Source organism: Clostridium thailandense (assembly GCF_019207025.1).
GTDB classification, from domain to species: Bacteria; Bacillota; Clostridia; order Clostridiales; family Clostridiaceae; genus Clostridium_AM; species Clostridium_AM thailandense.
In genome coordinates, this window is sequence record NZ_JAEEGC010000014.1 from 15,062 (window position 1) to 28,756 (window position 13,695).

General features: G+C 30.4%; 13 protein-coding genes. 12 read left to right on the plus strand and 1 reads right to left on the minus strand.

Annotated features, from left to right (window positions below):
* Positions 1-40: 40 nt before the first annotated feature.
* The 11 genes from I6U48_RS03070 to I6U48_RS03120 all read left to right on the plus strand — a co-directional run bounded on the left by I6U48_RS03070 (position 41) and on the right by I6U48_RS03120 (position 11,705).
* Positions 41-313 (plus strand): DUF1292 domain-containing protein, encoded by a 273-nt coding sequence (locus I6U48_RS03070; protein WP_218318934.1) that lies wholly within the window; start codon positions 41-43, stop codon positions 311-313.
* 141 nt (positions 314-454) lie between these two features.
* Positions 455-904 (plus strand): Fur family transcriptional regulator, encoded by a 450-nt coding sequence (locus tag I6U48_RS03075; RefSeq protein WP_218318935.1) that lies wholly within the window; start codon positions 455-457, stop codon positions 902-904.
* Between the two features lie 48 nt (positions 905-952).
* Positions 953-2,620, plus strand: a complete 1,668-nt coding sequence (locus I6U48_RS03080; protein WP_218318936.1) for a ribonuclease J — start codon at positions 953-955, stop codon at positions 2,618-2,620.
* A gap of 74 nt (positions 2,621-2,694) precedes the next feature.
* Positions 2,695-3,045: a YlbF/YmcA family competence regulator gene (locus I6U48_RS03085; RefSeq protein WP_218318937.1), complete on the plus strand. Its 351-nt coding sequence runs from the start codon at positions 2,695-2,697 to the stop codon at positions 3,043-3,045.
* Between the two features lie 276 nt (positions 3,046-3,321).
* Entirely contained in the window at positions 3,322-5,145 is a 1,824-nt protein-coding gene (gene typA / locus I6U48_RS03090; protein ID WP_218318938.1) for a translational GTPase TypA, read from the plus strand.
* Positions 5,146-5,283: 138 nt separating this feature from the next.
* Positions 5,284-5,931, plus strand: coding sequence for an O-methyltransferase (locus I6U48_RS03095; RefSeq protein WP_218318939.1), 648 nt, complete (start codon positions 5,284-5,286; stop codon positions 5,929-5,931).
* A gap of 4 nt (positions 5,932-5,935) precedes the next feature.
* A complete protein-coding gene (locus I6U48_RS03100) occupies positions 5,936-7,153 on the plus strand; it encodes a peptidase U32 family protein (protein WP_218318940.1) in 1,218 nt (405 codons plus the stop codon).
* A gap of 56 nt (positions 7,154-7,209) precedes the next feature.
* Complete coding sequence (udk, locus tag I6U48_RS03105; protein ID WP_218318941.1) at positions 7,210-7,839, plus strand: uridine kinase; 630 nt, start codon at positions 7,210-7,212, stop codon at positions 7,837-7,839.
* Positions 7,840-7,895: 56 nt separating this feature from the next.
* Positions 7,896-9,566, plus strand: coding sequence for a peptidoglycan D,D-transpeptidase FtsI family protein (locus tag I6U48_RS03110; RefSeq protein WP_218318942.1), 1,671 nt, complete (start codon positions 7,896-7,898; stop codon positions 9,564-9,566).
* 74 nt (positions 9,567-9,640) lie between these two features.
* On the plus strand, positions 9,641-10,342 hold the full coding sequence (gene sigK / locus I6U48_RS03115) for an RNA polymerase sporulation sigma factor SigK (protein ID WP_218318943.1): 702 nt from the start codon (positions 9,641-9,643) through the stop codon (positions 10,340-10,342).
* A 307-nt stretch (positions 10,343-10,649) separates the two neighbouring features.
* Positions 10,650-11,705: a type IV pilus twitching motility protein PilT gene (locus tag I6U48_RS03120; protein WP_312890873.1), complete on the plus strand. Its 1,056-nt coding sequence runs from the start codon at positions 10,650-10,652 to the stop codon at positions 11,703-11,705.
* Positions 11,706-11,789: 84 nt separating this feature from the next.
* Here the strand turns inward: I6U48_RS03120 and I6U48_RS30000 are convergent, their stop codons facing one another.
* Positions 11,790-11,924: a hypothetical protein gene (locus tag I6U48_RS30000; RefSeq protein WP_281421794.1), complete on the minus strand. Its 135-nt coding sequence runs from the start codon at positions 11,922-11,924 to the stop codon at positions 11,790-11,792.
* A 470-nt stretch (positions 11,925-12,394) separates the two neighbouring features.
* Here I6U48_RS30000 and I6U48_RS03125 point away from each other — a divergent pair, with 470 nt between their 5' ends.
* On the plus strand, positions 12,395-13,660 hold the full coding sequence (locus I6U48_RS03125) for a glycosyltransferase family 2 protein (protein ID WP_218318944.1): 1,266 nt from the start codon (positions 12,395-12,397) through the stop codon (positions 13,658-13,660).
* The last annotated feature ends 35 nt before the right edge of the window (positions 13,661-13,695 follow it).

The following is a 13,695-nucleotide window of genomic DNA, read 5'->3' on the forward strand; positions in this document are numbered from 1 at the left end:
TTATTTGAGAATATGAAATGTTAATAAGAGGTGATATATTATGGAAAATGATGTAACAAGTATAGTTTTAAACGATGAAGATGGTAATGAAGTAGAATTTGAAGTAATAACTAAGATGGATATAGAAGATAAAGAATATTTAGTAGTTGTACCAAAAGATAGAGATGAAGAAGATACAGATGAAGCAATTGTACTTAGAATTGACAAAGACGAAGATGACAATGATATATTAGTTACTGTGGAAGATGACGATGAATTTGAAATTGTTTCGGAGGCATATGAAACACTGTTTAGTGAGGATGAACTTAATTAGTGCCTATTTACTCCTCTAACGTTAGTAAGAGGAGTTTTATTTTAGTATTAATTGATTTTCAATTGACAATAAGAAATTTTAGTATTAAACTGAAATTTGAAACTAATACTAAGAATAAATAATTGAAACGGGGTTATTAAAATGGCAAAGCTTTCGTCTGAAGAAATAGAAAAATTAAAAAATAATTTAAAGGAAAAAGGATATAAACTTACACCACAGAGGCGAGCTATAGTAGATATAATAATAAGAAATGAAGGCAGTCATTTAACAACGGAAGAATTATATGATCTTGTAAAAAAAGAATGTCCAGAAATAGGTCTTGCTACAGTTTATAGAACAGTTCAATTGTTAGAGGAACTAGGAGTAATATGTAAGTTAGATCTTAATGATGGGTGTAATAGATATGAACTAGTACATGAAGAAGAAAATCATCAGCATCATCACCTTATTTGTACTAACTGTGGAAAGGTAATTGAAGTAGAAGGAGACTTATTAGAAGTTTTAGAACATGAAATAGTTGAAAAATATAACTTCAAGATTACTAATCACAGTGTTAAGTTTTACGGAATATGTGATGACTGTAAAAAATAAATTTGCAAAAATATCTAAAATAATAAATGAAGAAGGAGGGGAGGATTTTTGCGTAAAGAAAAAGATAAGGTAAAAATTATTCCATTAGGTGGATTAAATGAAATAGGAAAGAATTTAACTGCCATAGAATATAAAAATGACATAGTTGTAATTGATTGTGGACTCAAATTTCCTGATGAAGAAATGCTTGGTATAGATGTAGTAATACCGGATATAAGCTATCTTCAAAAAAATACAGAAAAGGTAAAGGGAATATTTCTGACCCATGGCCACGAAGATCATATTGGTGCGTTGCCATATGTATTAAAGGAGTTGAACGTCCCTGTATACGGTACGAAGTTAACTTTGGGAATTGTTCAAACAAAGTTAAAGGAACATAATCTACTTAGTGTTGTTGATTTAAGATGTATAAAACCAAAGGATATGGTAAAGCTTGAAAATGTATCAGTGGAATTTATAAGAACGAGCCACAGTATCGCGGATTCAGTAGCTATTGCTATTCATACTCCTGCGGGCGTTGTGCTGCATACAGGAGATTTTAAAATTGATTATACGCCAATAGATGGGCATGTAGCTGATTTAGCTAGGTTTGCAGAACTTGGTAAAAAAGGCGTATCAGTAATGCTTGCAGACAGTACAAATGTTGAGAGGCCGGGCTATACTATGTCTGAAAGCATAGTTGGGGATACTTTCCAAGAGATTTTTTCTTGTGCTAAAGGGAGAATTATAGTGGCTACCTTTGCCTCGCATGTTCATAGAATACAGCAAATTATTAGAGCTGCTGTAAAATATGATAGAAAAGTTGCTGTTTCTGGAAGAAGCATGGAAAACATAATGGAAGTAGGGGTAGAATTAGGATACATAACTGCTGAGAAAGATGTGTTTATAAATGTAGATAATATAAATAAATATCCAGAAAATAAAATTGTTATTATAACAACAGGAAGTCAGGGAGAACCAATGTCAGCACTTTCAAGGATGGCGGCTTCAGAGCACAAAAAAATCAACATTCTTCCAGGTGATATGGTAGTAATATCTGCCAATCCTATACCGGGAAATGAAAAACTTATATCAAGAGTTATAAATCAATTATTTAAAAAAGGTGCTCAAGTAATTTATGAATCATTGGCGGATGTACATGTTTCAGGGCATGCTTGTCAGGAAGAATTAAAGCTTATGCATACTCTTGTAAAACCTAAGTTTTTTATACCAGTTCATGGTGAATATAGGCATTTAAAGCAGCATGGTGAACTTGCAATTAAGTTAGGAATGCCGTCTAATAACGTAATAATTGCTGACAATGGAGATGTTATAGAGGTAAGCAGAGATTCTATAAGAAAGAATGGCACAGTAGTGTCTGGTCAGGTTTTTGTTGATGGACTTGGAGTTGGAGATGTCGGCAACATAGTATTAAGAGACAGAAAGCATCTATCACAAGATGGAATACTTACAGTAGTAGTTACTATTGAAAAGGAAAGTGGAAGTGTAATTGCTGGTCCGGATATTATTTCAAGAGGATTTGTATATGTAAGGGAGTCTGAAGATTTAATGGGTGAAGCTAGAGATTTAGTAAGAAATGCTTTGAGAGAATGTGAAGAAAAACATATAACTGAATGGGCTAGCATAAAATCCAATATAAAAGAAGTTTTAAGAATGTTCTTGTATGAAAAAACAAAACGAAAACCAATGATATTACCTATAATTATGGAAATTTAGATTCATATTGAATTGAGAATGAATCTAAATTTTACTCATTCTAAATTTTCAGTTATTAGAAAGGGGATTATATAGTGAATATTTACGATAAGGCCAATGAATTTGCAGCAGAGCTTGGTAAATGTGATGAAGTTGTGAAGTTAAGGGAAGCTAGTAAAAAAATTGAAGGTAATGAAGATAATAAGAAGATGCTTGATGATTTTAGAAGACTTCAAATTGAAGCATATACTGAGCAAATGCAAAAAGGATCAATATCTGAGGAAATTCAAGAAAAACTTAAAAATATGGGACCTGTTATTTCAATGAATCTTGCGGTTAGTGAATATATACAGGCAGAACAAAGATTTAGTGTCATGTGGGATGATGTGCTTAAAATCTTAAATGATGGTATAGGAATAGATTTCACTTTTGGAATGAGTAAATAAATTCTACATAAGTTGACTTTTTAGGACTATAATAATAAAATAGATAAGGTAAGCAAAATTGGATACTAAAAAAGTATCCAATTTTTTTGAATGTTTAACGGTATAAAATTTAATCACTGTTGATTTATAAATAAAATAACATTATTTATTTAGAAAGTTTATAATCGACGAGAAACTACCGTATAAATTACAATTTGTTTTGCTTATGTTTTATTTATAAATCAACAGAGATATAAAAATTATTTTATATTTACTATTTATTTTGGAGGAATAATAATGGAATTATTTGTAAGAAATGACATAAGGAATGTAGCTATAATAGCTCACGTTGACCATGGTAAGACTACACTGGTGGATGCTCTTTTAAAGCAGAGTCATGTGTTTAGAGAAAATGAAAAAGTTGATGAAAGAGTTATGGATTCAAATGACCTTGAAAAGGAAAGAGGTATAACTATACTTTCTAAAAACACTGCAGTAATGCATGATGGAGTTAAAATAAACATAGTAGATACTCCAGGGCATGCTGACTTTGGTGGAGAAGTTGAACGTGTTCTTAAGATGGTAGATAGCGTTATACTAGTTGTAGATGCTTATGAAGGACCTATGCCTCAAACTAAATTTGTTTTAAAGAAGGCTTTAGAGTTAAACTTGAATCCAATGGTTGTTATAAATAAAATAGATAGACCAGATGAAAGAGCAGCAGATGTTTTAGATGAAGTTTTTGACCTATTTGTAGAACTTGGAGCAAACGACACTCAATTAGACTTTCCTGTAGTATATTGTTCTGCTAGAGCTGGATTTGCAAAAAAAGAGTTAGAAGATGATTCAACAGACATGGCTCCATTATTTGAAGCTATCATTAAGAATGTACCAGCACCAGAAGGACAACTTGATATGCCACTTCAAATGTTAGTTACTACAATAGACTACAATGAGTATGTAGGTAAAATAGGTATTGGTAAAATTGAAAGAGGAAGCGTTAAAAAGAATCAGCAAGTAGCATTAATAAGAAAAGATGGAAAGATAGATAATGTTAAAGTAGCAAATCTTTACGTATATAATGGTTTGAAAAAGGAAGAAACAAATGAAGCTAAGCTTGGAGATATAGTTGCAGTATCAGGAATTTCTGATATAAATATAGGTGAAACGTTATCTGATATCAATACTCCGGAAGCACTTCCTTTTGTAGATATAGATGAACCTACATTAAGTATGAATTTTATGGTTAATGATTCTCCTTTTGCTGGACAGGATGGAGAATATGTTACTTCAAGACATCTTAGAGATAGACTTTTAAAGGAATTAGAAACAAACGTATCTTTAAGAGTTGAGGAAACAGATTCTGCAGATTGCTTTAAAGTAAGTGGAAGAGGTGAATTACATCTTTCAGTTTTAATCGAAACTATGAGAAGAGAAGGATATGAGTTCCAAGTATCCAAACCATCGGTCATATTTAAAGAAGAAGATGGAAAGAAGCTAGAACCGATAGAATATCTTACAATAGATGTGCCAGAAGAGTTTATGGGACCAGTTATGGAAAAGTTAGGACCTAGAAAAGCAGAGATGGTAAATATGACATCAGCTGTTAATGGTTATACAAGACTAGAGTTTAAAGTTCCAGCAAGAGGTCTTATAGGATTCAGAAATGAATTTATGACTGATACTAAAGGTAATGGTATAATGAATCATGTTTTAAATGGATATGAAGAGTATAGAGGGGAAATTCCAGAAAGAACTAGGGGATCAATTGTAGTATTTGAAACTGGAACGTCAATTGCTTATGGATTATTTAATGCACAGGAAAGAGGAGTATTGTTTATACCAGCAGGTATAGATGTTTATCAGGGAATGATAGCTGGAGAATCTTCAAGAGCAGAAGATATAGATGTTAATATATGTAAGAAGAAACAGCTAACAAATACAAGATCTTCAGGGGCAGACGAAGCAATAAAATTAGTACCTGTAACTCAAATGTCTTTAGAGCAAAGTCTTGAGTTTATAGCATCAGATGAGTTAGTAGAAATAACTCCGAAGAATATAAGAATGAGAAAAAGAGTTTTAAATCCTGACTTGAGAAGAAAGGCTATGAAAAGAAAGTAAGTTAAGACCATGATGTTATAATAAAAATATATTCACCTATGGAGAAATTTTTATGTTTTGTTTAGTAATAATTTTGCCATAGGTGAATTAGTTTGTAAATTTTTCGGCTTTTAACTATTTTGTGTTTTGGAGGAAGAAATGAGTGGAATTGCATATGATTACATGGAACAATATATAAGAGGACTTATAAAAGATCACAATGGAATACTAAATGAATTGGAAGACTATGCGCATAACAATTTTGTTCCTATAATACATAAGGAAGTTGCTAGATTTTTAGAGTTAATGATAAAGATGAAAAGACCTTTAAGGATTCTCGAATTAGGTACGGCAATTGGTTATTCAGCAATACTTATGAATATAAGTTCAGAAGGAAAAGCCTCTATAACGACAATTGAAAGAGATTCAAAAATGATAGAGCTTGCAAAAAATAATATTGAAAAATGTGGGCTTAAAGATAAAATAGAAATTATACAGGGAGATTGCCTAGAGGTTTTAGAAAAGTTAGAAAACAAGTATGATTTGATATTTATGGATGCTGGGAAAGGGCACTATAATCATTTTTTGCCACATTGTCTGAGACTTTTAAGTTGTGATGGAGTAATAATTGCAGATAATGTTCTGTTTAGAGGAATGATTGCTTCTGATGAATTGGTAGAAAGAAGAAAAATAACTATAGTTAAAAGAATGAGAGAATATTTAGAAATAGTATCAGATAATGAAAAGTTTGTAACTTCCGTTATACCTATGGGAGATGGTATTGCAGTTACTTTGAGGAGGGATTAGAACTATGAAAAAACCAGAATTATTAGCGCCAGCTGGAAATCTTGAAAAATTGAAGACAGCTATAAACTTCGGCGCTGATGCTGTATATCTTGGAGGAAGTAAGCTTAATCTAAGAGCTTTTGCAGATAACTTTACAGATGAAGAATTAAAAGAGGGAGTAGAATATGCCCATGCTAGAGGTAAAAAAGTCTTTGTTACACTAAATGTATTTCCACATAATGATGATATAATTGGGCTGGAAGAGTATTTAAAGCATCTATATAATATAAACGTAGATGCTATAATAGTATCTGATCCTGGTATAATAATGACTGCAAGAGAAGTGGTTCCAAAGCTAGAATTACATTTAAGTACACAGGCAAATAATGTAAATTGGAGATCCGCAATATTTTGGCATAAACAAGGTATTAAAAGAGTAGTTCTTGCGAGAGAATTATCTTTAGAAGAGATAAAAGAAATAAAAAGGAATATACCTGATTCTTGTGAAATAGAGGCCTTTGTTCATGGATCTATGTGTATGTCCTATTCAGGAAGATGTGTAATATCGAATTATATGACAGGTAGAGATGCTAATAGAGGACAATGTGCTCAACCTTGCAGATATAAGTACCATCTTGTAGAGGAAAAGAGGCCTGGAGAGTATTTCCCTATTATGGAAGATGAACGAGGTACGTATATATTAAATTCTAAAGATTTGTGTATGATTGAATATATACCTGAATTAGTTCAATCAGGTATAGACTCTTTTAAAATAGAAGGAAGAATGAAAAGTTCGTATTATGTAGCAAGTATAGTAAAGTCTTATAGGCAGGCAATAGACGCATATTTTGAAAACCCCGAAGGATATGTATTCAAGAAAGAGTGGCTAGAAAATCTTGAAAAGGCAAGCCATAGAGTATACTTTACAGGATTTTATTTTGGAGATACTAATAAGCAGATATATGAAACATCCTCATATATTAGAGATTATGATATTATTGGTATAGTAAAAGACTATAATAAAGACACAAAAACAGCTGTAATAGAGCAGAGAAACAAAGTGCTTGAAGGCGATGTAGTAGAGATTCTAAGACCAGTAGGAGATAACTTTAAGATAACTTTAGATGATATGAGAAATAGTGAAGGTGAAAAAATACCATCAGCGCCTTCGGCACAGATGATATTTACAATCAAGATAGACACAGAACTTGAAAAAGATGATATTCTCATAAAACAAAAATAAAACAAGTTAAGTGTCGGCAGTCGTTATCTATAAAATAATTAAGAGGGGGATAACTGATGAAACGTCCAATTCTTATAGGAATAACTGGAGGAACTGGTTCGGGTAAAAGTACAATAGCTAAAGAAATATATAAAAAATTTAATGAAGAATGTATAGCTATGATTGAGCAGGATTCTTATTATAAGGATCAAAGTCATCTTTCTATTGAAGAGAGAACAAAGACAAATTATGATCATCCTGATGCATTTGATACACTATTGTTAGTAAAACATTTAAAAGCCTTATTAGAGGGGGAAACTATTGATAAACCTATATACAATTTTGAAATTCATAACAGAAAAAAAGAAACCATAAAGGTAGAGACTAGAGACATAATAATAGTTGAAGGAATACTTATTCTTCAGGAAAAAGAATTAAGAGATCTTTTAGATATTAAAATATATGTAGACACTGATGCAGATGTTAGAATAATAAGAAGACTTGTAAGGGATATAAATGAAAGAGGAAGAACAGTAGATTCTGTTATTAATCAGTATTTAAATGTTGTAAGGCCAATGCATATGCAATTTATTGAACCAACTAAAAGATATGCTGATATAATTATACCTGAAGGTGGTCACAATAAGGTAGCAATAGATATTATGGCAGCAAATATAAAACATATATTACAAGAACAAGAATATTAAGTGAATAAAATACCTCATTTTGGACAAAATTTTGTCTGAGATGAGGTGTTCTTATTATGATAATAAAAGTAAGCAGATCTATAATAAAAAGAAGAGCATATACAATTTTTAGTGCTTTTATAATTTTGCTAGGTATATTATACTTTAGAATATTTAAATTCCAGTACTTTAATGCTGGTAAACTGAGTGTAATGGCTAGTTCACAATATTCTTATAAGGAAGATATAACTGATGCGAATTATCAGCTGTTTGATTGTAATGGAAAACAATTATTGAATTATAATAAAAAATATTTTGCTGTTATATCGCCAGATATATTTTCTAAAAATAATTTAGATACAGATCAAGATAAAATGTTAACATTAATGTATGTATTAAGAAATTATAATAATGAGTATGATTTGTCGAAGGCAGGAGTTTTAAATAGTAGTAAAAAAGTTTATTACGAAATAGATGAAAGTACTTATAATAAACTAAAAGATATAAAAGAAGTTAAAGGGTTTTATACTTATAGTTATTCTTCATTAGAAAAGAATGAAACCTGGAAAATAGAGAATCTTTTAGTTAATACCAAAAAAAGTAATAACAACGAACTGAAATCTCAAAATTCTTTAGAAATGCAGATTTATAATAAGACAAAAGAAAATAAAAAACCGCAAATAGTATTTAATAGAGATGTAAACGGATCGATTGTTGAAGAAAAAACTGAGTTACCAAAGGATAATGTAAATGTAAGACTAACATTTGATAAAAATATAGAAGATAAAATAAAAGAGGTTCTAAACAATGATAAGAATAAAAATTTCAAGCAAATTGGTGTTGTTTTAATGGAGGCAGACACTGGAAAAATAAAGGCTTTAGTTCAAAAAGATGATAGCAAGCCTAATGTGAATTTAGGAGTAGCTACGAATCATGGCTTTTTTCCAGGTTCAATATTTAAAATTATTGTAGAAGAAGCAGGCCTAGATAGGAAGACCATAAGTACAACAGATAACTTTACTTGTAGAGGCTTAATAGAATTAGAAAATCACGGTAAGCATGGTACGTTAACGCCTGAAGAGGCACTTATAGTTTCATGTAATGATATTTTTGCACAAATAGGTGCAAAAGTAGGCTTTAACAATTTCTACGATAATGCTAAACTACAAGGATTATTTGAAAAAGTATTAGGAATTGATAGTGAAGAGCAAGGAGCTGTTGAAGTTAAAGAACCTAAAGTTAGTGATGGAAGTGTAGGTCTTGCTTCTATAGGCCAAAACCTTAGAATAACCCCCATAGAAGCTATAAGTATAGCTAATACGGTAGTAAATAATGGCGTTTATGTAAAACCGTACATTGTAGATGCCTATACAGATGATAACAACAAAGAGATTGAAACTGAATCTACACAACAGAAGTCTGTTATTGAAAAATCTACTGCTAACATTATGAAGAATCAAATGATAAAAGTAGTTGAAAAAGGAACTGGGCAAGCTGCACAGCTAGAAAATATAGAAATAGGTGGGAAAACAGGAAGCACAACGAGAGTTGATGTTGCAAAAGGTAGTAATAGTCCTGAAAATCATTCTGATGGTTGGTTCATAGGATTTTTTAAAGTGAAAGATAAATATTATTCTATGGTAGTTTTTGTTGAAGATATAGATAAAGATAAAGAAAGTGGTGGAAGTACTGCTGCACCAATTTTTAAAGACATCGTAAAGGAAATACAACCATTTATAAAAAAATAAATTTGTATAGTTCATGCACTTTTTTCAATTTAGCCTCATAATATATTAATAAGCACTATTAGGAGGAGCATCCCGTGTCTTTAGCAAATTGCTTATTAGATATTATGGGCAGTATGTTTTTTTTAACTGCCTATGTAACCAATACAAGTTCATTTCCCCAACCTTTAAGTGACAAGGAAGAGGAGTATTACCTAAGAAAACTTAAGGAGGGAGATTCTTTAGCTAAAAGTATCTTAGTAGAAAGAAACCTAAGATTAGTTGCACACATTGTAAAAAAGTATTCATATCCAGGAAAAGAAGTAGACGATTTAATATCTATTGGGACAGTTGGTCTAATAAAGGCGATAGATTCCTTTGATGCTTCCAAAGGTACTAGACTTGCCACTTATGCAGCAAAGTGTATTGAAAACGAAATACTTATGCTTATTAGAAATAATAAAAAAACTAAAAGTGAGGTCTATTTACAAGATCCAATTGGCATTGATAAGGAAGGAAACGAGATATCCTTAATGGATGTATTGAGCAGTGAGGAAGATTCTATAATTGAAATTGTAGAGAATAAAATGCAGGTTAAAAAGTTGTATTCTAAAATAAATTCATGCCTGTCAGAAAGAGAAAGAAAAGTTGTTGAAATGAGATATGGATTATTAGAAGGTCAGTCAAAAACACAGAGGGAAATAGCTAAAATTCTTGGAATATCTAGATCTTATGTATCTAGAATAGAAAAAAGGGCGCTTAAAAAGCTATACAAAGAGTTTAATTATGGAAAAAGGTAGTTTGAAAAACTAGGAATTAGCATTAAGGGATTATATAATCTTTTATTGCTAATTTCCGGTTTTTTGAAATTGTGGTTTTTTAGGAAATTTATCACGATTAACAGAATTCTTTATAAAGAAATATAATTCAGTAAAGTTTTGTAGATAAATAAAAGGAATTTGATAAAAATTGTAGAATAAAATAATTATAGGCATAATTAAATTTATATTTAATTAAAGAAATTACTAATTAAAAATTGAAATAAGTACAAATATTTTGATTTTACACAATTTATATATAACTGATACTGTGAAAGGGGAACTAAAGGTGATAACACTAAAAGAATTATTAGAAACAACAATTAAAAAAAATGCTTCAGATTTGCATTTAACTGTGGGGATACCGCCAGTTATAAGAGTGAATGGTGAACTTAAGCAGGTTGGAAATGAAAAGTTACAACCTACAGATACTGAAGTCTATTCTAAAGAAATATTAGGTGAATATTATGATCAATATGTTAAAACAGGAGAGTTAGATACATCTTTTTCGCTGCCAGGAGTAGGAAGATTTAGGGTTAATGTCTTTAAACAAAGAGGAAGTTGTGCAATTGCAATAAGAGTAGTTACATTAAAAATCCCGACATTAAATGAACTTCAATTTCCTTCTGTAATAAAAGATATGACATCTAATCAAAGAGGACTTGTATTGGTAACGGGTCCAACAGGTTCAGGTAAAAGTACTACTTTGGCTGCAATGATAAATGAAATAAATTCAAGTAGACCGGCGCACATAATAACCCTTGAGGACCCAATTGAATATTTGCACAAGCATAATAAATCTATAATAAATCAAAGAGAAATAGGAAAAGATTCCTTAAGTTATGCTAATGCACTTAGATCTGTTTTGAGGGAAGATCCAGATGTCATACTCGTAGGTGAGATGAGAGATTTAGAAACTATATCTATTGCTATAACAGCAGCTGAAACAGGTCACTTAGTGTTATCAACATTACATACCATAGGTGCAGCAAAAACTATTGATAGAATAATTGATGTGTTTCCACCATATCAGCAACAACAGATTAAAGTTCAGCTTGCAGCAGTCATTCAGGGAATAATATCTCAACAGCTTTTACCTAAGGTAGACGGTGCAGGAAGAGTGGCAGCAATTGAAATAATGGTTTCAAACCCTGCAATACAGAATATGATAAGAGAAGGAAAAACACATCAAATTCAGTCATCTATACAAACGGGAGCAAAGTACGGAATGAAAACAATGGACATGTCTTTGGCAGAACTTTATAAAAAAGGATTAATATCGTATGAATCTGCATTAAGCTATGCTGCAGATAGAGACATGTTAAGTAGAATTATAGCACTTTAATATAAAAAATATTATTTTGAATAATTATAAAAGATATAGGAAAAAATAAGAATAGGATTATTAAAGTCCTATTCTTATTAAAATTTAAAAAACAAAATAGTCAAGCATTTTTAGGCAATATTGATCCTCTTTTGGATTGTTTTTTTCAACTTTTTTTGGAGTTTCTTCTTCATTATTTGATATAGTAATATTTTGAATTTTTTCAATAGTAGCATTCATGATAAATCCTCCTTAATGTTTATATGGTTAACTTTCATATTTAGAGGATCTATCCGAAAGATTCATCTTTTTTATGAAGCCTTCGCAAATCAATATAAAAGATCAGTTCGTAGCGCCTCATAAGGCTCTACCCCCTTTTCTATTACTGTACTATCAACAATAATTTATATTTAAATTAATTATATAGTAACACATATATAGATTATTCACAAATAAGCTCTATAGTCCAAAAGTAAATTAAAATTGAAAAAAAATGTAATAATAATGATTAACTTTATTTATAATATGTTTTCCTGTATTTATCGCAAAGTTAATCACTTTTCCAATCGATATATAAAAAATTTAATTAAAAATGGAACTTAAAAAATTATATTTAATAAATAAAATAATTTTAATAAATTTATTATAAATTCTATAGTAATTAATATATATTTATGCTAAAATAACTTTGAATTAGGGGGGATTGATAAGTGAGTATATTTAAGGAAATAATCCAAGATACCTCTCGTATCCTGACATATGTAGTTTATGTTATAACCATATATTATTTATTTGTATCATTATTTGGCATATATAGAAAAGATGACAATAAAGAGATTAATCCTAAAAAGAGTTTTGCATTAATAGTGGCTGCACATAATGAGGAAGTTGTTATTGGAGACATCGTTGAAAGTCTGAAAAGAATTGATTATCCCAAAAATTTATATGATATCTTTGTAATTGCAGATAACTGTAAAGATAAAACAGCACAAAAAGCTCGAGAAAAAGGAGCTATCGTATATGAAAGAACAAATAAAGATAAAAAAGGTAAAGGTTACGCATTGGAGTGGATGTTTGATAAAATATTCAAAATGGATAAAAAGTATGATTCTGTTGCAATATTCGATGCAGACAATTTAGTTCACAGAGATTTTTTAAAGGAAATGAATAAAAAACTTTGTGAAGGATATAAAGTTGTTCAAGGGTATTTGGATAGTAAAAATCCAGAAGATACATGGATTACTGGGAGTTATTCTATATCATTTTGGACTAGCAATAGAATATTTCAGCTAGCTAGAAGTAATATGGGATTATCTAGCCAGTTAGGCGGTACAGGGTTCTGTATTGATACGGAAATACTTAAAAAATTAGGATGGGGTGCTACATGTTTAACTGAGGACTTAGAATTCAGTTGTAAAATAGTACTTAATGGATATAAGGTTGGTTGGGCGCATAATGCCATAATATATGATGAAAAACCACTATCTCTTATTCAATCTTGGAGACAGAGAAAGAGATGGATGCAGGGCTTCGCAGATGTAGCAAGTAGATATTTCTTTAAACTGCTTAAAAAATCAATAACTACAGCTAGCTTTACTGCACTAGATTGCGCATTATACAGTATACAGCCTATAGTAGCAATTTTGCTTGGTATATCTGCTATGATTGGCAGTTATAATTATTTTATGAAAATGCTTAATTTAATAAATTCAGGAATTCTTTTTAGTGATATTGATATGATCAAAATTATTGTAATATTATATTCAATATTTCAGTTTATATATACACCAATGATATTAGTATTAGAGAAAAAACTTAACTTCAAAATTTTTTGCTATTACCTCATATACCCCATTTATGCTATTACATGGTTTCCTATTTCTATTCAGGGAATTATAGATAGAAACAAGAAAGAATGGAATCACACTTTACATACTAGAAGTATACAAATCAATGATTTAGAAAAAGCAAATTAATATTAAAAGGAAGGATTTACAATCCTTCCTTTTAC

Bases quoted from the DNA above. Each gene is read 5' to 3' on its own strand.
- I6U48_RS03070 (WP_218318934.1), top strand. From the start codon at position 41: ATGGAAAATGATGTAACAAGTATAGTTTTAAACGATGAAGATGGTAAT.
- I6U48_RS03075 (WP_218318935.1), top strand. From the start codon at position 455: ATGGCAAAGCTTTCGTCTGAAGAAATAGAAAAATTAAAAAATAATTTA.
- typA (WP_218318938.1), top strand. From the start codon at position 3,322: ATGGAATTATTTGTAAGAAATGACATAAGGAATGTAGCTATAATAGCT.
- I6U48_RS03095 (WP_218318939.1), top strand. From the start codon at position 5,284: ATGAGTGGAATTGCATATGATTACATGGAACAATATATAAGAGGACTT.
- I6U48_RS03100 (WP_218318940.1), top strand. From the start codon at position 5,936: ATGAAAAAACCAGAATTATTAGCGCCAGCTGGAAATCTTGAAAAATTG.
- udk (WP_218318941.1), top strand. From the start codon at position 7,210: ATGAAACGTCCAATTCTTATAGGAATAACTGGAGGAACTGGTTCGGGT.
- I6U48_RS03110 (WP_218318942.1), top strand. From the start codon at position 7,896: ATGATAATAAAAGTAAGCAGATCTATAATAAAAAGAAGAGCATATACA.
- I6U48_RS30000 (WP_281421794.1), bottom strand. From the start codon at position 11,924: ATGAATGCTACTATTGAAAAAATTCAAAATATTACTATATCAAATAAT.